Source organism: Micromonospora sp. NPDC047465, assembly GCF_040643125.1.
Lineage (GTDB): Bacteria > Actinomycetota > Actinomycetes > Mycobacteriales > Micromonosporaceae > Micromonospora.
In genome coordinates this window covers 62,376-86,494 of the sequence record NZ_JBEYTP010000011.1, presented here as the reverse complement: position 1 = coordinate 86,494, position 24,119 = coordinate 62,376, and the positions used below count along the sequence as shown (strand labels likewise).

The following is a 24,119-nucleotide window of genomic DNA, read 5'->3' as shown; positions in this document are numbered from 1 at the left end:
TCAGTGCACCGCGTCGGGGGCCGGGGCGGCACCAGCGGAAAGACCGCTCCCACCCCCGCCGGCCACCGGGCCCGCGCGCCGTGCGTCCCACCAGAGCCCGGCGGCGGTCGCCACCGCGCCGAGGCCCTCCCAGGCGGCCACCCCGAAGAACCGGCCGGGCGCGATGTCCGCCAGCACCGCGATGGTGAACACGGTGAACGTGACCAGCCGGAACACCACCGTGAAGCGGTAGAACGGGCGCCACTCGGTCGCGGTGGCGAGCAGGTAGTAGACCCCCATGTTGAACGAGGCCATCGAGGACGCCAGCAGGAAGGTGCCGGTGTGGTCGCCGGCCGCGCGGGTCGCCGGCACCTCGAAGCCGAGCAGGCGCAGCAGCGCCTCGGGCCAGAGCAGCCCGACCACGCCCATGAGCAGGGCCAGCACGCCGAAGACCGCGATCGTCCATCCCGCGGCCGAACGCGGCAACCTCATCCCGGCCCCTCCCAGACCCGGCGCGGTCGACATCGGACCGCCCCTCCGGCCTGACACGCTATCGGCCACCCCCGACATGCCACATCACCGGAACCGCCAGACCTGCCCGGGCCGGGGCCCCGCCGAGCCGGCCAGGGGTCAGCCGGCGGCGAGGCGGGCGCGGAGGGCGTCGGCGGCGGCGCGCTCGCTGCGCTGCTCGGTCCCGTACGCCAGGCGCACCGCCTCCTCGGCGGCGGCCAGCGCCTCCGCCGGCCGGCCGCACGCGGCCAGCGCCTCGGCGAGCACCATCGCGCCGACCACCTGGCTGCGCACGTCCTCCGCCGGGGCGGCGACCGCCCGCCGGGCCCAGTCCAGCGCCTGCTCGCGCTGGCCGTGGGCGAGCAGCGCGGCGGCGTACCGGGCCATCGTCTGGCGGCGGGAGAAGAGCAGCGAGGGCACGGTCGCGGCGACGGTGGCGACCGGGGCGAGCAGCCCGACCGCGGTGGCGGAGTCGCCCGCGGCCAGCCGGGCGGTGGCCAGCAGCACCCGGGGCGCCACCTGGGCGGGCGCCTGCGGGTTGTGCGGCTCGACGGCGGTCAGCACCGAGCGGGCGGCGCGTTCGGCCGTGTCGTAGTCGCCCATGTCCAGCGCCACGAATCCCCGCAGCGTGCCGGCCATGCCGGTGAGCAGCGGGTGCGACGTCCGGTGGGCGTACCGCAGCGCGTCGGTGAGCAGGTCGGCGGCGTGCTCCGGCTCGCCCAGCCCGCGCGCCACCACCCCCCGGACGACCAGCGCGAAGCCCTGCCCCCAGTCGTCGGAGGCGGCGGCGAACTCCCGGTACGCGCGGCGGGCCCCCCGGTCCGCCTCGCCCAGCTCGCCCAGCTCGGCGGTGGCGTACGCCTCCACCGCCCGCAGCGTGCCCACCGCCCACGCCTCGCCGACCCGCTCGCCGAACGGCAGGAAGACCCGCGCCATCCGGCACGCCTCCCGCAGCCGGCCCGCCAGCAGCCGGGCGAACGCGGTGGTGCCCCGCAGCCACGCCCGCCCGTACGGGTCCTTCAGCTCGGCGAAGAGGCGGGCGGCCCGGCCGAGCACCGCGTCGGTCCCGGCGAAGTCGCCCCGGGTGGTGGTGACCCAGGCCAGGTTCTGCAACGACCACGCCTGCCCCCGGCGGTCCTGCGCATGGCGGCTCACCTGGTACGAGGCGGCGAGCCGGCTGCTCGCCTGCCCCAGCCGCCCGGCGATGAAGTCGGCCATGCCGAGGCGGCGCATCGCCGAGGCGCGCAGGGTCGGCAGGCCGCCGTCGGTGGCCACCTGCAACGCCTCCTGCCAGCAGGCCTCCGACCGCGCCTGGTCGCCCATGGTCTGGTGGGCCTGCCCGGCGAGCAGCAGCGCACTGGCCCGGACGGCCGACTCGTCGCCGGCGTTGGCCGCGATCTTCTCGGCGGAGGCGAGCGCGTCGGCGGGCCGGCCGATCTGGAGCAGCGCCCGGGCGTGCACCACCCGGTCGGCCGCCGGCACCCCGTCGCGGGCCAGCTCGGCGGCTCGTTCGGCGTACTCCACGGCGAGCGCGGGCTCGCCCGCCTGCAACGACCGGCGGGCGGCCCCGCCGAGCGCGGCGACGCCCAACGGGACGACGGTCCGCGCCGGGGCGTCCGGCCGGAGCCCGACCGCGTCGGCCAGCGCGGCGGCCCGCTCCACGTGCTGGGCCACGAAGACGTCCCGGGCCGCCCCGGTGAAGCCGCCCGGCGCGCCCGCCCCGGCCGGCGGGTCGGTCGCGGCCCAGCGGGCCAGCGCGGCGTGCCGCTCGGCCAGCTCGGCCTTGCTCACGCCGGCGTACGCGGCCTCCCGCATCAGCGGGGTGGCGAAGGCGTACCCGGTGCGGGTGCGGTGCAGCATCCGGCGTTGCAGCAACTCGTCGACGGCCCGCTCCAGCTCGACGGCGACCACCGCCGCCGGGCGGCCGTCCCGGCCGGCCCGCTGCTCGCGCAGCGCCTCCAGCGCCCCGGCCGGCACGGTGTCGCCGACCACGGCCGCGTCCCGCAGCACCGAGCGGGCGTCGACGGGCAGCGCGTCGATACGCGCGGCGAGCACCGCGGCCAGGTCGCGGGAGAGCAGGCGGCTGCCGAGCGAGCCGGGCGCCAGCCGCCAGGCCCCCGGGCTGGGGGCGTTCCGGTCGGCGACGGCGGTCAGGGCACCCCGCTCCATCAGCAGGGTGACCAGCTCGGCCAGGTAGAACGGGTTGCCCTGGGCGGTGGCGAGCAGCCGGTCGGTGTCGGCCTGCGGCAGCTTGCCCCCGCCGAGATAGCTGGTGAGCAGCCGGGCCGCGTCGGCGCCGCGCAGCGGTGGCAGCGCGTGCACCTCGGCGTCGGCCACCCGGGTCAGCGCCCCGGCGGTGCGCACCAGCTCGGGGCGGCCGAGCAGCAGCACCAGCACCGGGCCGGCGAGCCGGGACAGGGCGAGCCCGAGCGCCCGGATGGTCTCCGCGGTCGCGTCGTGCAGGTCGTCGACGACGACCACCAGGGGTGCCTCCGCGGCGAGGGCGCTGAGCAGGTCCGCGACCGCGTTCGGCACGGCGTCGGCGTCGGCGGGCTGCTGGGGGTTGGTCCACTCGCCCTGGTCGGCCGGGCCGCCGCCGGGCAGCTCGGCGTAGCCGAGCAGGGCCATCAACTGGTCGGTGGCGACCGGGGCCGGGTCGCCACCCGCGCGGCCGAGCCGCTGGTTGAGCCGGCGCAGCCGCTCCTCGACGGCCGGTCGGGTCAGCGCGGTGGCGGCGTCGTTGGGCAGGCCGACCGCCGCCCGGACCAGGTCGGCCAGGGGCGCGAGCCGGCGCCGCTCGCCGAACGCGGCGCAGCGCACCGACAGCACCCGGGCGCCGGTGTGCGCGGCGTACCGGCCGGCGCCCACGTCGTAGCCGGCGGCGAGGCGTTCCACCTCGGCGGCGAACCGGGACTTGCCGAGCCCGGCCTCGGCGGTCATCAGGAGCACCCGGGGCTCGGCGCGGTCGATCACCTCGGCCAGCCGGCCGGCGACCCGGCCGATCTCGGTCTCCCGGCCGACGAACGGGGCCTCGTCACCGAGGCCGGACCGGGTGCCCGGCGCGTCCAGGAGGCCGAGCAGCTCGTACGCCTCGACCGGCTCGCGCTTGCCCTTGAGCCGCAGCGGCCGCAGCGCGCGCCAGGAGGCGACGTGCCGGGTGGCGGCGGAGGTGCGGGCCCCGGCGTAGACCGCGCCGACGGCGGCGGCGTCGGCCAGCCGGGCGGCGGTGTTCACGGTGTCGCCGATGACCGTGTACTCGATCGCGGCCTGGATGCCGGCGATCACGTCGCCGGTGTTCAGGCCGACCCGCAGGCCGAGCGGCGCGCCGCCGCCGCGCTCGTCGTCGAGCACCCGGCGGACCGCGCGCTGCATGGACAGCGCGGCGCGGACCGCCCGCTCGGCGTCGTCCTCGTGCGCCACCGGCGCGCCGAAGACCGCCATGATCCCGTCGCCGGTGAGCTTGTCGACGTGCCCGCCGAAGGTCTTGACCGCGCCGGCCAGGGCGGCGAGCACCCGGTCGGTGACCGCGCCGACCCGCTCCGGGTCGAGGTCCTCGGACCAGGAGGTGAAGTCCGACAGGTCGCCGAAGAGCACGGTGACCACACGGCGCTCGGCGGCCGGCAGCGTCGCGGCGGCCGGCAGGGCGGCCCCGCAGTTGTGGCAGAACCGGGCGCCGGGGACGGCTACGGTTCCGCACACCGGGCAGGTCACGCTTGCTCCAACCCCGCGGTGCCCGCGCCGGATTCCCGCCCGAGGTGTTCCAGTTGGGCCCGCACCGACCACTCGGCCGCCCACCACAGCGACCGGTCGACGTCCGCGTAGACCTTCGCGACCACCTCCGCGGCGGTGGTGGCCCCCTCGGCGACCGCCGCCCGGACCTGGTCGAGCCGGGCCCGGCGGTGGGCGAGGTAGAACTCCGCGGCGGCGGCGCAGTCGGCCAGCGCCGGGCCGTGCCCTGGCAGCGCCGGGATCCCCCGGTACGTCGAGAGCAGCTCCAGGCTGGCCAGGTAGTCCCCGAGGTGCCCGTCGGGGTGGGCGACCACGGTGGTGCCCCGGCCCAGGATGGTGTCGCCGGTGAGCACGACCCGCTCGTCGCCGTGCGCGACGACGAAGCAGACCGAGTCGCCGGTGTGGCCGGGGGTCGGCACGAGCCGGATGTCCAGGCCGGGGCCGCCGAGGCTGTCGCCGGGCGTGGTCAGCGGCTCCCCGCCGAGGGTGTGCGCCGGGTCGGCCGCGCGCACGGGCACCCCGTCGAGCAGGTCGCGCAGGCGGGGCGAGCCCTCGGTGTGGTCCGGGTGGCCGTGGGTGATCAGCACCAGCCCGATCGGCCCCCGCGCGGCGATCGCGGCCAGGTGCTCCTCGTCGGCCGGGCCCGGGTCGACGACGACGGCGTGCTCCTGGCCGGGGGCGCGTAGCAGCCAGGTGTTGGTGCCGTCGAGCGTCATCGGCCCCGGGTTCGGGGCACGCAGCAGCGTCACCCAACCCGGCAGCTGGTCGGCGAGCGCCGCTGCCGGCGCGGTGAAGTGCCCGGTCATGGCTGCGATCGTACGGCCCCCGCCGCCACTCCCCGCGATCTTGCAGTTTCCACCCGGGATACGTCCCACTTCACGGCTTTTGCCGGGGCGGTCAGTGCAAGATCGCGGGGTGGGCGCGGGTCAGGCGACCTCGACGATGACCTCGACCTCGACGGGGGCGTCGAGGGGGAGCTCGGCGACGCCGACGGCGGCGCGGGCGTGGCGGCCGGCCTCACCGAACACCGCGCCGAACAGGTCGGAGGCGCCGTTGATCACGCCGGGCACGGCGGTGAAGCCGGGGGCGGCGGCGACGAAGCCGGTCACCTTGACGACCTTGACGACCTTCTCCAGGCCGACCAGCGAGTCGATCGCGGCCAGCGCGTTGAGCGCGCACCGCTCGGCCAGGTCCTTCGCCTGCTCGGCGGAGACGCCGGCGCCGACCTTGCCGGTGGCGAGCAGCTTCCCCTCGACCATCGGCAGCTGCCCGGAGACGTAGACGTGCTGCCCGGACTGCACGGCCGGCACGTAGCTGGCCACGGGCGGGACCACCTCGGGCAGCGTGTGCCCGAGCTCGGCGAGCTTCCCGTGCGGACCGCTGCTCATGCCACCACCTCGCTCCGCTCGGCGGCGCCATGAGGCACCGAGGCGCTGAGCCCGATGATTCGCTCGCTCCGCTCGCTCATGCCTTCGGCCGCTTCAGGTAGGCGACGAGCTGCTCCGGGTTCGGGCCGGGAACCACGGAGACGAGTTCCCACCCGTCCTCGCCCCAGTTGTCGAGGATCTGCTTGGTCGCGTGGACCAGCAGCGGGACCGTGGCGTATTCCCACTTCTGCATCGGTGGAGGGCTCCCTTGGATGGAGTACGACTCTTCGACGCACAGCCTACGGTCCGGCGGCCGGCCGGGGTGCGGGACGCTGCTCCGGAGCGGTGGGCACTTCCCCGCAGGGGCCACTGTGCTCGTACGGCTGCGGGCAGCGCGACCGGTCCGGCAGCAGCAGGTCGCAGAAGACCCGGTGCCGGTTGTTCTGGTCGTCCGCGGTGGACACGGTCGTCTCGCCCGCGTCCAGTTCCGGCAGGAAGCTCAGCGACGTGGCGACGGTGCCGGCCAGCGCGGTGGCCGCCGCCAGGTCGGCGACCCGGATCGGCAGGTGGATGACGTACCCGGGCTCCTCCTCGTCCCGGCCGCGCGCGCCGGGCCGGCCGGCCGTGCGCACCACCTCGACGGGCGGGGCGAACCGCCGGTACGACCGCTCGTTGATCGGCAGGCCGCCGGCCACGCCCTCGGTCTCGCCGGAGGAACCGGCCCCGGTCAGCCAGGCCCGGTCACCCGCCGGGAACTGTGCTCGGGGGATGTTGTCCACGTCGCGCATGCCTTGCCTCCGGACGTCGTACCTGGTCACGTCATCGCCTTGCGGGCCGGGCCCCGGTGCCCGACCTTCCCCCCGCGCCGGTGAGAACGTAGGGCCGGAGGAAGAGTCCCGCCAACAGGACGCGCACGCCCGGTCACGACGAGTCACATATGCGACACATCCCTGGTCAGGGACGAGGCCCCACCTGCCGCCCCGCGAAACCGGCCGACCGACCGCTACCCTTCCGGTCGGACGGGCGCTCGCCGGCTCGCCGCCAGCTCGATCACGCTCGTCGCCGGGGCAGGCGACGACGTCGCACCCCGGGGGAAGAGATGACCCAACCACCCAGCGGCGGCCCCACCGGATCGCCGGCCGGCCAGCCGGACGTCCCGGCCGCTCCCGGCGCCGCCGTGCCGCCCGCGCCGGCAGCAGCCCCGGACCCGTCGATCCCGCCGCCCCCGGCCGGGTACCCGCCGTACCAGCCGCCCGCGCCGGCAGCGGCCCCGGACCCGTCGATCCCGGCCGGGTACCCGCCGTACCAGCCGCCCGCCGCGCCGAAGAAGAAGCGCGGCGTGCTGATCGCCGCCATCGCCCTGGCCGTGATCCTGCTGCTCTGCGCCGGCGGCGGCGTCGTCACCTTCCTGACGCTGCGCAACGTCGAGAGCGGCGAGGGAGCCAAGGAGCCGGCGGTCGCCGTGGACCAGTTCCTCACCGCCGTCTACAAGGACCGCGACGCGGGCAGGGCGGCCGCCCTGGTCTGCTCCTCGTCGCGGGACGAGAAGAAGATCGCCGCCAAGGTCGCCGAGGTCGAGAAGTACGTCGCGGCCCACCAGAACCCCCGGTTCCGGTGGAGCAGCCCGAAGGTGGACGACCGGACCGGCGACCGCGCCACGGTCACCACCAAGGTCACCATGACCACCGCCGACGAGAAGGTCGCCGACCAGGACCTGCGGTTCACCGTGGTGAAGAAGACGGGTTGGTGGGTCTGCGAGGTCGCCTGAGCCCGGCCGCTGGATAGGCTCGACGGGTGCGAGCAGCAGAGCGGCCGGCCGATCCGGCCGGCACCCAGTGGCCGGCCCGCCTCCACGTCGTGACCGGCAAGGGCGGCACCGGCAAGACCAGCGTCGCGGCCGCCCTGGCCCTGGCCCTGGCCGCCGGTGGCCGGCGCACGCTGCTGGTGGAGGTCGAGGGGCGGCAGGGCATCGCCCAGCTCTTCGACACCGACCCGCTGCCCTACGAGGAGCGGCACCTGACCGACGCGCCCGGCGGCGGCGAGGTGCGGGCCCTGGCGGTGGACGCCGAGGAGGCCCTCCTCGAGTACCTGGACATGTTCTACAAGCTCGGCGCGGCGGGCCGGGCGCTGCGCAAGCTCGGGGCGATCGACTTCGCCACCACCATCGCCCCGGGCCTGCGGGACGTCCTGCTCACCGGCAAGGTGAAGGAGGCGACCACCCGCACGGTCGGCCAGCGGCGCGCGTACGACGCGGTGGTGCTGGACGCCCCGCCGACCGGGCGGATCGGCCGCTTCCTGAACGTCACCGCCGAGACGGCCCGGCTGGCCAAGGTCGGCCCGATCAAGACCCAGAGCGAGGGGGTCGCGGCGCTGCTGCGTTCCCCGATCACCGCCGTGCACGTGGTGACCCTGCTGGAGGAGATGCCGGTCCAGGAGACGGTCGACGCGATCGCCGAGCTGACCTCGTTCGGCTTCCCGGTGGGGCGGGTGATCGTCAACGGCACCCGGCCGCCGCTGCCCGCGGGTCGCGCGGTGGGCCCGGCCGAGCTGGAGCGGGGGCTGCGCGCCGCCGGGCTGCCGGCGGACCGGGACACCGTCGCCGGGCTCGCCGTGGAGGCACGCGACCAGGCGATCCGCCGCGAGCTGGAGGATTCGCTGCGGGCCGACCTGATGGAGCTGGGGCTGCCGCTGACCGAGCTGCCGCTGCTGCCCGACGGGGTGGACCGCGCCGGGCTGGACCGGCTGGCCGAGGCCCTCCTCCGGGCGGATTGACTCACACCAGCCACCGGCACGGGCACGGCGACCGACCCGGCCCGATACGCTCGATTGGTGCCTTCCGAAGACGCGGCGCCGCAGCTGGATGTCGACCAGATCCTCGCCGATCCCGGCGTGCGGATCGTGGTCTGCTGCGGGGCGGGCGGGGTGGGGAAGACGACCACGGCCGCCGCGCTCGCGCTGCGGGCCGCCGAGCAGCACGGCCGGCGGACGGTGGTGCTCACCATCGACCCGGCCCGCCGGCTGGCCCAGTCGCTCGGGCTGACCGAGCTGGACAACACCCCCCGCCAGGTCAAGGGGATCGACGTCGAGGCCAGCGGCGGCGAACTGCACGCCATGATGCTGGACATGAAGCGCACCTTCGACGACGTGGTGCTCCAGCACACCGATCAGGCGAAGGCGGCGGAGATCTTCGCCAACCCCTTCTACCAGGCGATGAGTTCGACCTTCGCCGGCACGCAGGAATACATGGCGATGGAGAAGCTGGGCCAGTTGCACGCCCGGGGCGAGTGGGATCTGATCGTGGTGGACACCCCGCCGTCCCGCTCGGCGCTGGACTTCCTGGACGCCCCGGCCCGGCTCTCCCGCTTCCTCGACGGGCGGATGCTGCGGCTGCTGCTCGCCCCGGCGCGCACCGGCGGGCGGAGCATGTTCAGCCTGGTGACCGCCTCGTTCGGGATGTTCTCCAAGGTCGTGCAGAAGGTGCTCGGCGCCCAGTTGCTGACCGACCTCTCCGGCTTCGTCGCCGCGCTCGACTCGATGTTCGGCGGGTTCCGGCAGCGCGCCGAGCAGACGTACCGCATCCTCCAGGCGCGGGAGACGGCGTTCCTGCTGGTCGCGGCGCCGGAGCCGGACGCGGTCCGGGAGGCCGCCTACTTCGCGGGCCGGCTGCGCGAGGAGAGGATGCCGCTGGCGGGCCTGGTGCTCAACCGGGTGCACCGGCCGGCGGTGCCGGGCCTCGGCGCGGCGGAGAGCATGGCCGCCGCGGAGCGCCTGGCCGACCTGGGTGGGCACGAGGGCACCGTCGACGTGCTGCGGGCCCACGCGGCCCTGGCCCAACAGGCGGTACGCGAGCGCCAGGTGGCGGCCCGGTTCACGGAGGCCTTCCCGGCGGTGCCGGCGGTGTCCGTGACGGCGCAGCCCGCCGACGTGCACGACGTCGACGGGCTGCGGACGATCGGCGCGGCGATCAGCCGGCCGTGACGGCGTTCAGCCGGCGGCGGTGACGAGGATCTTGTCCTTGCCGGCCTTGTCCTTGGCGTTCTTCTTCATCGCGGCCTCGAACATCTTGCGCCAGCTCGTCACCTGGGGGTGACGGCGCAGCAGCGCGCGGCGTTCGCGTTCGGTCATGCCACCCCACACGCCGAACTCGATCCGGTTGTCCAGCGCGTCGGCCAGGCACTCGTACCGGACTGGGCAGCTCCGGCAGATCCGCTTGGCCACGTTCTGTTCGGCGCCCTGTACGAACAACGCGTCCGGGTCCCCGTTCTGACACGCCGCCAGCGACGGCCAGTCAGTGATCATGCCCATGTGTACTCGTCCCCCCTTGCAGTACCTACCGACCCCGTCGCGGACCAGCCGGCAATTCCCCCCGATCGCCCGGCGCGCCTTCCCCAAGGCCGCACGGACGACATGTGGCTCGGTCGCCGCCCCCATCATGCTCTGTAGTCGCCTGATTACGCAACGTTGTCGGCTAAATCCATCATTCCGGACACTCCCGGCTTCCCGGGCTTCGCGACCGCCGGTTACCCCGCCGGAGTCCGTGAAAACGCTGCGGGCCCCCTCGGGAAGGAGGGAGACTCGACGCCGGATTCACGCAACCACGCACCGGGGGTCGTGCGTTTAGCACAACGAGGTCGGCGCGCGCAGGAAATGGGGAAAGAAGCCCCGGCGCCCCTCGTTCCCTACTCGCGTACCCTGTCGAGGTGACCTGGATGCGGAAACGTGACCACAATGTGCTGACCAACGCCGCATCGCTACTCATATGTGGCCTGTTGGCCGGCGTGGTGGTCGCGGCGGCGGCCTTCCCCGCGGTGGCGATGTCCGGCCTGGCCGCCAAGGCCGGCGCCGAGACCTTCGGCGCGTTGCCCAAGGAGCTGACCGTGGCCCGCGCGCCGCAGATCAGCTACCTGTACGCCGCCGACGGCAAGACCCCGCTGGCGACCATGTACGACGAGAACCGTCGCGACGTGAAGCTGGCCGACATCGCGCCCATCATGCAGAAGGCGATCATCGCCGCCGAGGACCACGACTTCTACAAGCACAACGGCGTGGACCTCAACGGCATCGCCCGGGCCTTCGTCAACAACCAGTCCGGCGCGTCCAGCCAGCAGGGCGCCTCGACGCTGACCATGCAGTACGTCCGCCTGGCCATCGCCTACTCGGCGACCCACCCGGCCGACGTGGTCGCGGCCACCGAGGACACCAGCGCCCGCAAGCTGCGCGAGATGCGCTACGCCATCCAGATCGACAAGGAGCTCTCCAAGGACGAGATCCTGGAGCGCTACCTGAACATCGCCGCGTTCGGCAACGGCGCGTACGGCATCTACGCCGCCAGCCAGGTCTACTTCAACAAGCCGCCGAGCAAGCTCAAGATCGAGGAAGCCGCCATGCTCGCCGGCATGGTGAAGGCGCCGAGCACCAACGACCCGACCACCAAGAGCGGCTACAAGGCGGCGGTCGAGCGGCGCAACTACGTCATCGACAACATGGTCGAGATCGGCGCCATCACCCAGCAGGAGGCGGACGCGGCGAAGGCCGTCCAGCTCAAGGTCACCGGCAAGCGGGCGCCCAACGGCTGCGTCTCGACCAACGAGAAGGGCTGGGGCTTCTTCTGCGACTACTTCTACCGCTGGTGGATGCAGCAGGAGACCTTCGGCTCGACCTCGTACGACCGGGAGCGGCGGCTCAAGAGCGGCGGCTACACCGTGGTCACGACGCTCGACCCGCAGGCCCAGCGCGGCGCCGACAAGGCCGTCCGCAAGGCCAAGTCGGTGAACAGCAAGGAAGCCGCCATGGTCGCGGTGGTCGAGCCGGGCACCGGCCGGGTCCGGGCGCTGGCGGTCAACCGCATCTTCAAGCTCGACGACCCGAAGAAGCCGGCGAACAAGCCGCACAGCGACCCGAAGCAGAAAAGGAAGGGCAAGCTCGGCAACTACCCGAACACGGTGAACCCGCTGCTCTCCGGCGGTGACGGCATCACGGGTTACCAGGCCGGCTCGACCTTCAAGATCTTCACCATCGTGGCCGCCTTGGAGAAGGGCATCCCGCTCGGCTACACGATCAACGCTCCGCAGCAGTTCAAGTCGGAGTACATCATCGACAGCAGCAGCCCGGCTGCGTGCCCCGGCACCCACTTCTACTGCCCGACCAACTCGGGCAAGAAGGCCGGCGGCGTACAGAACATGTGGAGCGCCTTCGCGCAGTCGATCAACACGTACTTCGTGCCGTTGCAGCAGCAGGTCGGCGCGGAGAACGTGGTCGACGTGGCCAAGCGGCTCGGCATCCAGTTCCGGCAGAGCGAGGACGCGAAGTTCGCCGGCACCAAGGACGCCGCGCACCAGTGGGGCGCCTTCACTCTCGGCGTCTCGCAGACCACTCCGCTGGAGCTGGCCAACGCCTACGCCACCCTCGCCGCGGACGGCAAGTACTGCGAGCCGATCCCGGTGCAGGAGATCAAGGACCCGGAGGGCAAGAAGCTCGACATCGCCAACCCGCGCTGCGAGAAGCGCGTCAGCACCGAGGTGGCCCGCGCCGCCGTGGACGCGGCCCGCTGCCCGGTCGGTGACAACTCCTCCACCAGCAGGTGCGGCGGCAGCCGTACGGCCGCGAACGTCAGGGGCATCGTCAACGCGCCGGTGGCCGGCAAGTCCGGCACCACCGACTCGGAGAAGACCGCCTCGCTGGTCGCGATGACCAAGCAGTACGCGGTGGCCGGCATCATGGCCGACCCGGACTGGCCGCAGACCAACGCCAGGATGAAGCACAAGGAGCACGACGGCATCAACCCGCCGGTCTACGAGACGCTGCGCGACGCCATGAAGGGCAAGAAGCGGATCAACTTCGAGCCCCCGGGCCAGAAGATCTCCGAGGGCGACCAGCGCCGGATCCCGGACGTGAAGTGCCTGGACGTGGAGCAGGCGAAGTCCCGGATCGAGGCGGAGGGCTTCGACGCGGTCGTCTCCGACATCAAGGTCCCGTCGAGCTGCGCCCCGGGCAAGGCGGCGGGCACCAGCCCCGACGGCCGGACCATCAAGGGCGGCGTGGTGACCATCCAGATCAGCGCCGGCGGCGGCACCGCCCCGGGCAGCGACACCAAGCCGACCACCCCGGGCCGTCCGCCGGGCCGCAACGGCGGCTGAGCCGCCCGGACCGACGGGAACGGGCGGGCACCCCACGCGGGGTGCCCGCCCGTTCCGCGTACGTCGTGGATTGTTCGTCGAACTGGATCAGAAGCACTCGGTGTATTTGGTGTCGTTACTCCTGACAGTCTCGAACGGCTCCGAATTTCGGCTCAAATGACGGCGAGGATAAGGAAGGATATCCCTTGCGGGACACCCTTCCTTATCGGCTTGCGTGACCTTTAGGCCCGCATGGCGGTGAACGACTAGACGACGGTGATCGGGTAGCCCGCTTCGTCGCAGTAACCGTCTAGGTACCACCTGAGTGCGTCACGCGTCTGCGGACCGTACACGCCGTCCGCCGTGATGCCCTCCGCCTGCTGCGCGGCGATCAGCGCCGACTTGGTTGCCGGGCCGAAGTCTTGGTCGAGGGCGATATTCTTGCCGTAGCAGTACTTGAGGCTGCGCTGAAGCAGCAGGACAGCACTGCTGTTGGCTCCCTGCGCCATGCCGCAACTGGTGCTCGATGCCGTGCTGCCGGTGGAAGGCAGTGCCACCGGGCTCGCACTCCACAAGTTGTCGCTCGCCACCCGCACCGTCCGGCTGCACGTCGCTTGGACGATGATGTCAGCCGACGCCGCCGACGGGGCGACGAACACGGCCCCCAGAGTTCCGGCAACCACAAGACCTGCGGCAAATCCGCGCTTCATTAAGAAACCCTTCCTCGATGCAATGAGGCAACGGGGAATTGAATTGCCAGCCGGCCCGATTGCACCCCCGTTGCGCACTCTGCCGACAGGAAGACCTTCTCATGGAACTCAATGCGACGCAATAGACGCGTGACAATACTCAGCGTCACGAAGAAGCCTAACGAAAACCTGCGCTCCCCAATCGCCAGCAGACTTTTCGCAGGTCACTGATTACCGCTTCAACCTCGCACCGTAACCCATCGTTACAAGCCGAGCTGTCGGCGTACCTCCGCGGCCACCCGGCCGCCCTCGGCCCGGCCGGCCACCGCGGCCTGGGCCGCCTTCATGGCCGGGCCCATCTGCGCCTTGCCGGTGAAGCCACCCGCGGCGAGCGCCCCCGCGACCAGGTCGGTCAGCTCGGCCTCGGAGAGCTGCTTCGGCAGGTAGCGCTCCAGCACCTCGCCCTCGGCGGTCTCCTTCGCGGCCTGCTCGGTGCGGCCGGCGTCGGCGAAGGCGGTCGCGGCCTCCCGGCGCTTCTTCGCCTCCTTGGTCAGCACCGCGAGCACCTCGTCGTCGGTGAGCTCGCGCTTGGCCTTGCCGGCGACCTCGGCGGTGCCGACGGCGGCGAGCGCCATCCGCAGGGTGGAGGTGGTCAGCTCGTCGCGCGCCTTGAGAGCGGCGCGCATGTCGGCAGTCAGACGGTCCTTCAGCGTGCTCATGGACGGTGAAACTACCCTGAACGCCATGCGAAAGCGCACACTATTCCGGCTTGCGACCGGGACCGCCGCGTTGGGCGCGGCGACCCTGGCGTACGCGTCGCTCGTCGAGCGCAACATGTTCACCCTCCGGCGGTACGACGTGCCGGTGCTGCCGGCCGACGCCGAGCCGCTGCGCGTCCTGCACCTGTCCGACCTGCACATGATGCCCGACCAGGGGCGCAAGCAGCGCTGGGTGGCGTCGCTGGCCGCGCTCGACCCCGACCTGGTCGTGGTGACCGGGGACAACATGGCGCACCCCGGCGCCGTGCCCGGCGTACTGCGCGCCCTCCAGCCGCTCCTCGACTACCCGGGGGCCTTCGTCTTCGGCTCCAACGACTACACCGGGCCGGTCTGGAAGAACCCGTTCACCTACTTCCTGCCCGACCGTGAGTACACCGAGGGCGCGGAACTGCCGCACGAGGAGCTGCGCGACGTCCTCACCGGGGCCGGCTGGGCGGACCTGAACAACGCCCGCACCGTCGTCAAGGCCGGTGGCCGGGCGGTCGAGCTGCTCGGGGTCGACGACCCGCACATCGAGCGGGACGACTACGACTCCGTCGCCGGGCCGGTGTCGCCCGCGGCCGACCTGTCGATCGCGCTGACCCACTCCCCCGAGCCGGCCGTGCTCGACCGGATGGCCGCCGACGGCTTCGGGCTGCTGCTCGCCGGGCACACCCACGGCGGCCAGGTCTGCGTGCCGGGCGTCGGGGCGCTGGTCACCAACTGCGGCCTGCCCCGCTCCATGGCGCGCGGCCTGCACCGCTGGCCCGGGTCCGACTCCTGGCTGCACGTCTCCGCCGGCCTCGGCACCCACCCGACCGCGCCGGTCCGGTTCGCCTGCCCGCCGGAGGCGAGCGTGCTCACCCTGATCCCCCGCTGACCCGTACGCCGGCAGGCCGGGCCGGCTCCCCGGCCTGCCGGGACAGTGCCGCCGATCGCGCTGTCGAGCTGCCCCGTCCATGGGACCGGGCGGGCCGCCCGGACCACCGGGGGTACCGAGTTTGACCACCGGAGCGGGTGGGCTACTATTTGTCGGCACGCCTCGGGGTGTGGCGCAGCTTGGTAGCGCGCTTCGTTCGGGACGAAGAGGTCGTCGGTTCGAATCCGGCCACCCCGACCAGAGGTAAGAGGGCACATCCAATCGCTGGATGTGCCCTCTGGCGTTTCCTGGACGTCCAACTCGGTGTGGCGAGGCTCACTTCATGTCCAGGCGGCCCGGTCGAGGCCGCCAGGGGAAGAGGCTGCAGGTGGTCCGCGTGTCGCAGCTCAGGTAACCGCTCGTGCGGTGGGCCGCCCCATCCGGGACGGCCCACCGCGTCAGCGCCTGTCAGGAGACGTCGACCAGGAAGGAGTAGTTCGTCGCGTCGGTCCACACCCCGTCGGCCGTACGTCCGCGCACCCTCATGGTGTGCGAACTCGTCGAGGTCGGGGTGTAGCTGACGGTCGCAACCCCGGCACCGTTCGCCGGCACCATCACCGGCTCGCCGTCATCGACCCTGTACTCGAACTCCACCACGCCCGGCATGCCCTGCGTGAAGGTGAACTCACCCGGCACGCCCACGCCACCGGCCCACTGACCGGACGGGTAGGTAGCCGACGACACCAGCGGTGCCGTGCCGACCAGGAACGGGTAGTCCGTCTGAGGGGTGTACTCGCCAGCCGCGGTCCGGCCCCGCACCGAGAAGACGTTCTCGCCGTTGCGGTCCATGGTCACCGAGATGTCGGTCACCAAGGCGTCGGGGGTCTTCGGCACGCTCTGCCAGGCGCCACCGTTGAGCTGGTACTCGAAGGTCGTCACCTCGCCGATCTCGGTGTAGACCCCGAACCTGCCGGTCGCGCCGATCCCGCCACGGGGCGTGTACTCGTCGTAGGCGCTGCTCACGTTCACGCGCGGGTCACGGACGCGGAAGTAGTACCGCCGCTCCGCGCTGACCGTGCCATCGGCCGTCCGGCTCGTGACCGTCAACAGGGTGTGCCCGGGATGGGCCGGCGTGATCTCGACCGTCGCCCTGCCGTCCGCTCCCGCGGCGACGACCTGCTCCTCGCCGCTGTACTCCAGCACGTAGCGGTACTCCACCACGCCGGAGCGGCCCGGGTTGAAGGTGAACCGACCCGGCTGGCCGGGCTGACCGGCGGCGTCGTTCTCGGGGTAGTCGCTGGACGACACCACCGGCGCGTCGCTGACCTCGAACGTGTAGGTCCGCGGTGGCGAGAAGGACCCGTCCAGGAAGCGCGTCCGTACCGTGAGCGTGTTGCTGCCGGAGCGGTCGGGTGCAAGCGTCACGTAAGCCCAGCTGTACTCCGGATCTACGGTCTGCTCGGGCCCGTCGTTGAGCCGGTAGAGGTAGACGTCCACGTCCGGCATCGCCGTGTCGAAGGTGAACTCGCCGGGGATGCCCACGCCGCCCCACGCGCCGTGCTCGTAGTAGGTGCTGGAGTAGACGGTCGGCTTGATGTCGATGACGTTGAACTCGTACTGCGCGATCTCGGAGACGGTGCCGTCGGCGCTGATGCTGCGCACCTTCAGCACGTACCAGTTCGGCTCCGTCGGCGTCCATCGCAGCACCGCGGCGCCGTCTGCTCCCGCCTCGATCCGCTGCCAGTCGTCGTAGAGGAAGGCGTACTCGTACGCCACCACGCCGGGGCGGCCGGGCCGGAAGGTGAAGCTGCCCGGACGATCGACCACGCCGTCGTGGTCGGGGAAGGCGAAGTCGGTCGACCCGATCAACGGGGTGTCGCGGACCCACACGTCCTCCGTGTGCGCGCCGACGAACTCGGTACCGACGTAACTGCGCACGTGAAGCCTGATGGAACCAGCCTGCGGAAACACCACCGGGACCTCCGTGGTGCCAGCGGCGTTCGCCGGGACCCTGACCTCGTCGCCGTCACCGATCCGGTAGCCGAACTCGGTGACCCCCTCGACGTTGGTCCAGATCGCCAACTGGCTCGGCAGGCCGACACCGCCGACCGTCACCCGCACTCCCGGCGCGGTCGATCGCACGAGGAACCGGTAATCGGTCACCTCGGAGGAGTTCGACGCGCTGTCCACACTCCGCACGCTGAGATACTCGACGAACGAGGTCGGCGTGTACTCGAACGTCGCGTCCGCGCCCGGTTCCGGCGCGGGGACGTAGTTGTACGTCTGGCCGAAGCGTCCCCAGTAGTAGCCGACCACGTCCGGCGATCCATTCGCCTTCAACGTGAACGTGCCCGGAACTCCCGAGCCGCCATGCGGCAGGCCGTCATCCGGGTAAGTGGCCGAGGTGATCACGGGTGCGGCCGGCCGCTCCCCGTCGACCTTCACGTAGCACGGCTCGGCCCACTCCGAGTAGTCGTGACCGTCGTAGGCACGGGCGGTCCAGGCCACCACGGTGCCGTGCGGGTATCGCGCCATGTCCCAGCCGACCTTGGAGAGCGTGGCGCCGTAACTCGACCCGAACCGCTCGGAACGCTGGTCCTCATGGCCGACCGGCCAGGCGGCGAACTGCCCGGTGAAATTGAAGTCGTTGCTGTCCGCGTCCGCGCCCCGGACCATCAGGGTGTGGTTACGCGCCCCCACGGGCTGCGGGTCCTCCTTCGAACCGCACGACCAGGACGGAAACTCGAGCCCGATCTGCGCCACGGTCGGTGCGCGGTTGGCCTCGCTGCGGATCGTGGGGAACGGGCGGAACTTTCTGCCGTGGGAGAGCTTTCCTTCGAAGCCGTGCGGCACGCGAATCTCGACGGTGAGGGTCTGCTCGTCCTGGTTCGCCAGCTTCTGCAACGCGGGCATGATGTCCCACACCAGGTAGCCGGGGCAGGTGGCCGCCCCGCCGGCCTGGACGGTGCCGAGCAGCTCACGTCGGCGCGGCGTCGACTCCCAACTCGTGGTCGCCTTGATCGGATCGGTGCGCCAGAGCTCGACCGGCTGGGCCGACCCGCAGTCCGCCGCCGAGCGCTCCGCGATGACCAGGTCCGCCTTGTGGATGACGGCTCCACGGAAGCGCGAGATGTCGAAGGTGAAGTAGGACCGAGACTTGTGCTTGTTGCCGTCCGCGTCCGCCCAGGCGCCGATCGGCGCGTCTCCGGCGGGGTTGACGAACGACCGGTCGGGCAGGTGGGAATCGGTGTAGGCCCAGCCGGACCTGACCACATCCCGCTGCTCGTAAGCCTGTGCCGGCATCGTGACGACATTGACCAGACCCACACCAAGCATGATCCCGAGTGATGCGGCCACCAATCTTCGTGCGCGCACGGGCAATTCCTTCCCCCTGGTAATGGCGCGCTTCGCCATCGAGGGGCCCGAGCATATCGAGGTACGGCTACGTCCCACCGACCCGAAAATCGGGTCGGCTCCGACCGTCGACGGCCCCGCCGGCGCTCAGGTCGTACGCCAGGGGAGGGCGTCGCCGGCGCGACCCGGCTGGCGGCACTCGGACGCGCTCAGTCGTGGCGTTCGGTGCGCGCGATCTCGGCGAACGCGGCGGTCAGGTAGCCGTCGAGCGGCCGGCCGGTCGCGGCGAGCAGGTCGGCCACGAGCAGCGGCGCGTGCCGCGCCACGGCCGGCGGGTCGGGCGGGGACTCGTCGCCGTCCGGGTCGTAGACGCCGAGGGCGCCCGCCAGCAGGACGAGCACCACGTGCGGGTCGACGTCGGGCCGCCACCGCGCCGCGTCCCGTACGCAGCGTTCGAGCACCTGCCGGACGTCGTCGCCGTCCAGGCCGTCCGGGTGGCCCTCCTCCAGCAGCAGCCGGACCACCGCGCCGAGGACCAGGCCGGACCGTTCGGCCGCGGCGAGCCGGGCCACCGAGACGTCGTACGCGTCGGGGTCGCGTTCGCGCGCGGCGGCGACCGCGTCGGCGGCGGCGGTGGCGATCTCGCGGGCCGGTGCGGGCAGGTGTCGCCAGGTCGTGGTCATCCGGGCCAGCATCGCAGACGGGCCCGACAGCGAGCCGGCCCCGGCACCACGGCGCGGGCCGGTCGGCGCGAACGTGTCCTTGGTCACCGGGCGGCGTCGGGCCGCGCGGGGCGGGTCGTAAACGGCTCGCCTGTCGTCGTACCCGGCGCACAGAATCGCGGCATGCTCAGTCGTGCCCTGCCCCGCCGGCCGGAAGCCCGGCGGATCCTTGTCGGCACCCTGCTGTCGGCGGTCGGGCGCGGCCTCACCCTGCCGTTCCTGTTCATCTACCTGACCGACGTCCGCGGCCTCACCGACGCCCGCGCCGGCCTGGTGATCGGCTGGTACGGCGCCGTCACCCTGGCCCTGTCGCCGCTCGGCGGCACGCTCATCGACCGCTTCGGCGCGCGCCGGATCGTCGTACCGTGCCTGCTCGTCGAGGCGGCCGGCACCGGCTCGCTGGCGCTGGTCGACTCGACCGCCTCGGCCTTCGTGGTGATCACGCTGATCGCGATCGGCAGCTCGGCCATCTGGTCCGGGCAGAACACCATCCTCGCCTCGCTCACCGACGACGACGAGCGGCAGCGGGTCTACGGGCTGAACTTCGCCCTGCTCAACCTCGGCATCGGCATCGGCGGCCTGATCTCCGGCGCGATCGTCGACACCGCCCGCCCGGTCACCTTCCAGGCGATCTACGTGCTCGACGCGATCAGCTATCTGATGCCCGCGCTGATCCTGCTGAGCCTGCCCCGGGTGGGCCACCGGCTCACCGCCGGGCCGACCGGGGACCGTCCGTCGGCCGGCGGCTACCTCACCGTGCTGCGGGACCGGCCGTTCCGCCGGCTGGTCGTCTTCGGCCTGGTCCTGACCACCTGTGGGTACGCGCAGATCGAGGTGGGCTTCGCCGCGTACGCCGTGCGCGTGGTGGAGGTGACGCCGCGCGTGGTGGCCTGGGCGTTGGCCGGCAACACGGTGATGATCGTGCTCGCCCAGCTGTTGGTCATCCGCCGGATGGAGGGGCGCAGCCGGACGGGCGGGCTGGCCGTGGTGGGCGCGGTCTTCGCGACCGCCTGGCTGGTCCTCGGCGCCGCCGGCCAGGTCGGTCCGGGCAACGCGCTGGTCGCCGCCCTCGGCGTGGTGGCCTGCTCGGCCATCTTCGGCTTCGGCGAGACGCTGTTGTCGCCGGTGATGCCCGCGCTGACCAACGCGCTCGCCACGGACGAGCTGCGCGGGCGTTACAACGCCATGAGTTCGATGATCTTCGGCATCAGCGGGGTGATCGGCCCGGTGACGGCGGGTCCCCTGATCGGGGCGGCCGACGGCCGGATCTGGGTCGCGGTGGTGGTCGGCGGCTGCCTGGTGGCCTCGCTGCTCGCGCTCTCCCTGCGCCCGCTGCTCACGGCGGTCCAGGACGGCCGCGTGCCGGCTGCCACGCCGGCCGCCGAGCCGGCCCCCGCCCACGTCTGACCGCCACGGGGCGCAGCGGAGACGGGCCCCGGAGCAGGTGCTCCGGGGCCCGTCGGGTGCGCACGTCGCCTCAGGCGGCGGCGACCTCCGCAGTGGTGCGGATGCGGTCCAGCGCCGGCGCCGAGACCGGGGACTCGGCGGCCAGGTACGCCACGAACGCGTCCAGGTCGATCATCCCGGTGACCACGTTGGTGCCGCCGGTGAGGACGCTGAAGCCGTCGCCGCCGCCGGAGAGGAAGTTGTTCACCGTGACCCGGTAGGTGGCACCGGCGTCGACCGCCACGCCACCGAAGCTGAGGCTGCCCCGGACCACCCGGGTGCCCGCGCACGGGTCCGCCACGGTGCCGGTGGTGCCGGCCGGGTCGACGACGTACCGGACGGTCGACGACGGGTAGAGCGTCCGGCCGGTGACGAACTGCTGCTCCAGCACGCAGTAGAGCTGCGCGCCGGTGAGGTCGAGCGTCACGAGGTTGTTGCCGAACGGCTGCACCGTGAAGGCCTCCTCGTAGGTGACCACGCCGGCGTCGAGGTCGGCGCGTACGCCGCCAGGGTTCATGAAGGCGGCGACCGCGCCCTGCTCGTCGTCGGTGGCGGCGAGCTGCGCGTCGGCGATCAGGTTGCCCATCGGGGACTCGCCCAGGGTCTTGTCGAAGAGAATCTCCTGGGTCCTCTTGATCGCCGTGGTGGTCTGGCCGACCTCGCGGCCGGCCACCGGGCCGAGCACGGTCTTGTAGCGGTTGATCAGGTCGGTCTGCGCCGGGTCCCTGTCGACGTCCCGGTTGACCACCACGTTCTCGGCCTTGGCGGTGATGACGTCACCGGTGCGCCGGTCGATGGAGAGGTCGATGTCGGTGACCAGGCGGCCGAACGAGCTGGCGCTGGTGACCAGCTTGCCGGCGATGTCGCAGTTGTACGCCTGGTGGGTGTGGCCGCTGACGACGACGTCGATCGACGGGTCCATCCGGTTGGCGATGTCCACGATGGGGCCGGAGATGCCCTTGCAGTCGTTGATGCCGCCGGTGGCGTCCTGGGTGCCGCCCTCGTGCAGCAGCACGACGATGGTCTCGACGCCCTTGGCACGCAGCTCGCGGGCGTACCGGTTGGCGGTCTGCGCCTCGTCGGCGAAGGTCAGGCCGGCGACGCCCTGCGGGCTGACGATCTGCGGGGTGCCCTCCAGCGTCATGCCGATGAAGCCGACCTTGACGCCCTGCACCTTGTGGATGGCGTACGGGGCGAGCAGCGGCTGGCCGGTGGCGGTCCTGAACGCGTTGGCCGACAGGTACTGGAAGCCGGCGCCCTCGTACGGGGTGCCGTCGGCGCAGCCGTCGACGGGGTGGCAGCCGCCGTTCTGGATGCGCAGCAGCTCGTCGGCGCCCTCGTCGAACTCGTGGTTGCCGACGCTGGCGTAGTCGAGCCCGGCCAGCGACAGCGCCTCGATGGTCGGCTCGTCGTGGAACGCGGCGGAGAGCAGCGGGGAGGCGCCGATCAGGTCGCCGGCCGCCACGGTGATGGTGTTCTGCTCCTTGGCGGCGCGCTTGCGCAGCTCGGCGAGCTGGGTGGCGAGGTATTCGGCCCCGCCGGCGGGCTGCCCGGCGATGGTGCCGTTGGTGGTGCCGGTCGGCGGTTCGAGGTTGCCGTGGAAGTCGTTGAGGGCGAGCAGCTTGACGGCGACCGGCTTCGGGCCGGCGTCCGCCTGGTCGGGGGTGGTCGTGACCGCGCCGAACGCGGTCACGGCGAGCGCGGTCAGGCCGATGGCGGCCCGACGCATCCCGGGGATGGACATGGAACTCCTCGTGAGAAGCCGGCGCGGGCGCCCGGACGATGGTGACGCCGGTCGGGCCCGCGCCGTCGGCGGGGTTCGGTCGCGGTGGCGGCGGTGGGGGACCGCCGCCGCGTCGGGGACAGCCTCTCATCGCCGGCCGCCGCCGGTCGACCGGGGCGGGCCCCGCAGACCTGGGGATACGTCTTCGATCGGGGGACGTCTGGACGGGCGTTTCCGACATGCCCGGCCGGCGATGGCCGGTCGTCGCGGTTGTCGGTGGGCTGGTCTAGAAAGGACCGGACGGACGGCGTACGACGGGAAGGATGATCGGATGAGCGAGGGCCCGGTGGTGGAGACGGTGCGGTCGGCCGACGGCACCCGGATCGCGTACGAGCGCGCGGGCGACGGGCCAGCGATCATCCTGGTCGGCGGCGCCTTCAACGACCGGTCGACCACCCGGGCGCTGGCCGGGGCGCTCGCGCCGGACTTCACCGTCGTCGGCTACGACCGGCGCGGCCGGGGCGACAGCGGCGACACCGCGCCCTACGCGGTCGACCGGGAGATCGAGGACATCGCGGCGCTGGTCGCCGCGGTCGGCGGCACTGCGCACCTCTACGGCGTCTCGTCCGGCGCGATCCTCGCCGCGCTCGCCACGGCGCACGGGCTGCCGGTCGGCGGGCTCGCCCTGTTCGAGCCGCCGTTCCAGGTCGGCCCGCAGACCGGCCCCCGGCCGGACGTCTCGGCCCGGACGGCCGAGCTGATCGCCGCCGGCGACCGGGCCGGTGCGGTCGAGGCGTTCATGCTCCACGCGGTGGGGCTGCCCGCCGAGGCGGTGGCCGGGATGCGCGGCGAGCCGGTGTGGCCCCACCTGGAGTCGCTGGCGCACACCCTCCCGTACGACACGCTGATCAGCGCCGGCGGCGTGCCGCCGGTCGACCGCCTGGCCACGATCACCGTCCCCACCGTGGTGGTCGACAGCACGGGCAGCCCGCGGTGGTTGCGCGACGGCGCCCGCGCGGCGGCCGAGGCGATTCCGGGTGCCCGCCACGTCAGCCTCGACGGCGGCTACCACGAGGTGCCGGCCGAGGCGCTCGCCCCGGTGCTGCGCGACGTCCTCCTCCGCTGACGCCCGTCCGCCTCACCGACGGCAGCGGCATGCCGGGCGCTATTGACGGCCGCTGATACACCGGAGTGGGTGAGCGCCGGAGGAGGCAGGGTGTCGGAGGAGCAGAAGAACCGGGCCCTCGAGGCGGCCCTGGCGGACGCGGCGGCGATCCGGACGACGATCGAGCGCAAGGCCAACCACAACCAGGCGCTCGTCGGGGCGAACCTGACCGCGGTCGCGGCGGTCGCCGGCTTCGTCCTCTCGGAGAAGGCAGACCTCCGGATGTTCCTGCTCCTGCCGGTGCTCAGCACCGCCCTGGGGCTGAGCGTCGTCTCCCAGTACCGGGACATCCGCATCGCCGGTCAGTACCTCGAGCAGGTGTTGCGCCCCGCCATCGCGCGCTACACCGGCGAGCCCAGCCTCTTCGGCTGGGAGGTCTTCTACTGGCGACGCAAGCACGACGGGCACGTGGCGCAGGCGCTCGCCATGGGGGTGATCTTCCCGGGGGTGTCCACCCTCGCCCTGGCGGTCACGTTCCCCGGCATCCGCACGACCGCCGACAAGCTGGCCTGGGCCGTCGGGGCGGCCATGCTCCTGCTGCTGCTCGGCGCCTGGTCCAACCGTCTCCACGAGATGGTCCGCTCCCGTTGGGCCCGGTTCCGCCGCGCCTCGCCCCGCCGGGCGCCCGACGAGCCGGCCCGGTCCGGCGACGACGGCACCCGCACGCCGACGGCGGCCTGACCAGCCCCGAGGGTCCCGGTCC

20 protein-coding genes and 1 tRNA gene are annotated in these 24,119 nt (G+C 72.9%); 9 read left to right on the top strand and 12 right to left on the bottom strand.

The genetic code is table 11. The features are described 5' to 3' along the window. The 6 genes from ABZ793_RS13250 to ABZ793_RS13225 form a co-directional block, all read right to left on the bottom strand. Positions 1-471 (bottom strand): hypothetical protein, encoded by a 471-nt coding sequence (locus tag ABZ793_RS13250; protein WP_357456439.1) that lies wholly within the window; start codon positions 469-471, stop codon positions 1-3. A 138-nt stretch (positions 472-609) separates the two neighbouring features. Further along, complete coding sequence (locus tag ABZ793_RS13245; protein WP_357456436.1) at positions 610-4,200, bottom strand: adenylate/guanylate cyclase domain-containing protein; 3,591 nt, start codon at positions 4,198-4,200, stop codon at positions 610-612. Further along, a complete protein-coding gene (locus ABZ793_RS13240) occupies positions 4,197-5,024 on the bottom strand; it encodes an MBL fold metallo-hydrolase (protein WP_357456432.1) in 828 nt (275 codons plus the stop codon). Before ABZ793_RS13240 ends, ABZ793_RS13245 begins: the two co-directional genes overlap by 4 nt. Positions 5,025-5,144: 120 nt before the next feature. Beyond that, a complete protein-coding gene (locus tag ABZ793_RS13235) occupies positions 5,145-5,606 on the bottom strand; it encodes a RidA family protein (RefSeq protein ID WP_357456429.1) in 462 nt (153 codons plus the stop codon). A 76-nt stretch (positions 5,607-5,682) separates the two neighbouring features. Next, positions 5,683-5,838: a DUF4177 domain-containing protein gene (locus ABZ793_RS13230; protein ID WP_013736319.1), complete on the bottom strand. Its 156-nt coding sequence runs from the start codon at positions 5,836-5,838 to the stop codon at positions 5,683-5,685. Positions 5,839-5,884: 46 nt separating this feature from the next. Continuing rightward, positions 5,885-6,373 carry a hypothetical protein gene (locus ABZ793_RS13225; protein ID WP_357456588.1) on the bottom strand — a complete coding sequence of 163 codons (489 nt, stop codon included), beginning with the start codon at positions 6,371-6,373 and terminating at the stop codon, positions 5,885-5,887. Between the two features lie 311 nt (positions 6,374-6,684). Between ABZ793_RS13225 and ABZ793_RS13220 the strand changes: the two genes are divergently transcribed. Genes ABZ793_RS13220 through ABZ793_RS13210 form a run of 3 tightly spaced genes read left to right on the top strand, consistent with a single transcriptional unit; the run spans position 6,685 to position 9,563 of the window. Continuing rightward, positions 6,685-7,353, top strand: coding sequence for a hypothetical protein (locus ABZ793_RS13220; RefSeq protein ID WP_357456426.1), 669 nt, complete (start codon positions 6,685-6,687; stop codon positions 7,351-7,353). Between the two features lie 26 nt (positions 7,354-7,379). Then, positions 7,380-8,357: an ArsA-related P-loop ATPase gene (locus tag ABZ793_RS13215; protein WP_357456423.1), complete on the top strand. Its 978-nt coding sequence runs from the start codon at positions 7,380-7,382 to the stop codon at positions 8,355-8,357. Positions 8,358-8,411: 54 nt separating this feature from the next. Then, the gene (locus ABZ793_RS13210) at positions 8,412-9,563 is read left to right on the top strand and encodes an ArsA-related P-loop ATPase (RefSeq protein ID WP_350709510.1); all 1,152 of its coding nucleotides are present in this window, start codon (positions 8,412-8,414) and stop codon (positions 9,561-9,563) included. Positions 9,564-9,569: 6 nt separating this feature from the next. Here ABZ793_RS13210 and ABZ793_RS13205 read toward each other — a convergent pair whose 3' ends face one another. Further along, positions 9,570-9,890, bottom strand: a complete 321-nt coding sequence (locus tag ABZ793_RS13205; RefSeq protein WP_319460489.1) for a WhiB family transcriptional regulator — start codon at positions 9,888-9,890, stop codon at positions 9,570-9,572. Between the two features lie 404 nt (positions 9,891-10,294). On the opposite strand from ABZ793_RS13205, the gene ABZ793_RS13200 reads away from it, so the two are divergent. Next, positions 10,295-12,721 (top strand): penicillin-binding protein, encoded by a 2,427-nt coding sequence (locus ABZ793_RS13200; protein WP_357456419.1) that lies wholly within the window; start codon positions 10,295-10,297, stop codon positions 12,719-12,721. Between the two features lie 245 nt (positions 12,722-12,966). Here the strand turns inward: ABZ793_RS13200 and ABZ793_RS13195 are convergent, their stop codons facing one another. Together ABZ793_RS13195 and ABZ793_RS13190 are read right to left on the bottom strand one after the other, a co-directional pair. Continuing rightward, complete coding sequence (locus ABZ793_RS13195) at positions 12,967-13,410, bottom strand: peptidoglycan-binding domain-containing protein (protein WP_357456416.1); 444 nt, start codon at positions 13,408-13,410, stop codon at positions 12,967-12,969. Positions 13,411-13,652: 242 nt separating this feature from the next. Continuing rightward, positions 13,653-14,108 (bottom strand): GatB/YqeY domain-containing protein, encoded by a 456-nt coding sequence (locus ABZ793_RS13190; RefSeq protein ID WP_357456413.1) that lies wholly within the window; start codon positions 14,106-14,108, stop codon positions 13,653-13,655. 25 nt (positions 14,109-14,133) lie between these two features. Here ABZ793_RS13190 and ABZ793_RS13185 point away from each other — a divergent pair, with 25 nt between their 5' ends. Both ABZ793_RS13185 and ABZ793_RS13180 read left to right on the top strand, forming a co-directional pair. Further along, the gene (locus ABZ793_RS13185) at positions 14,134-15,027 is read left to right on the top strand and encodes a metallophosphoesterase (protein ID WP_357456410.1); all 894 of its coding nucleotides are present in this window, start codon (positions 14,134-14,136) and stop codon (positions 15,025-15,027) included. 163 nt (positions 15,028-15,190) lie between these two features. Beyond that, positions 15,191-15,267, top strand: a tRNA-Pro gene (locus ABZ793_RS13180). Positions 15,268-15,474: 207 nt separating this feature from the next. Here ABZ793_RS13180 and ABZ793_RS13175 read toward each other — a convergent pair. Then, positions 15,475-18,420: a hypothetical protein gene (locus ABZ793_RS13175; RefSeq protein ID WP_357456407.1), complete on the bottom strand. Its 2,946-nt coding sequence runs from the start codon at positions 18,418-18,420 to the stop codon at positions 15,475-15,477. Positions 18,421-18,569: 149 nt separating this feature from the next. Continuing rightward, entirely contained in the window at positions 18,570-19,043 is a 474-nt protein-coding gene (locus ABZ793_RS13170) for a hypothetical protein (RefSeq protein ID WP_357456404.1), read from the bottom strand. Between the two features lie 162 nt (positions 19,044-19,205). Here ABZ793_RS13170 and ABZ793_RS13165 point away from each other — a divergent pair, with 162 nt between their 5' ends. Further along, positions 19,206-20,489, top strand: coding sequence for an MFS transporter (locus tag ABZ793_RS13165; protein WP_357456401.1), 1,284 nt, complete (start codon positions 19,206-19,208; stop codon positions 20,487-20,489). A gap of 70 nt (positions 20,490-20,559) precedes the next feature. On the opposite strand, the gene ABZ793_RS13160 is transcribed toward ABZ793_RS13165, so the two are convergent. Then, entirely contained in the window at positions 20,560-22,272 is a 1,713-nt protein-coding gene (locus ABZ793_RS13160; protein ID WP_357456398.1) for a bifunctional metallophosphatase/5'-nucleotidase, read from the bottom strand. Between the two features lie 310 nt (positions 22,273-22,582). Here ABZ793_RS13160 and ABZ793_RS13155 point away from each other — a divergent pair, with 310 nt between their 5' ends. Continuing rightward, entirely contained in the window at positions 22,583-23,377 is a 795-nt protein-coding gene (locus tag ABZ793_RS13155; RefSeq protein WP_357456395.1) for an alpha/beta hydrolase, read from the top strand. A 90-nt stretch (positions 23,378-23,467) separates the two neighbouring features. Next, positions 23,468-24,097: a hypothetical protein gene (locus ABZ793_RS13150; RefSeq protein ID WP_357456392.1), complete on the top strand. Its 630-nt coding sequence runs from the start codon at positions 23,468-23,470 to the stop codon at positions 24,095-24,097. The last annotated feature ends 22 nt before the right edge of the window (positions 24,098-24,119 follow it).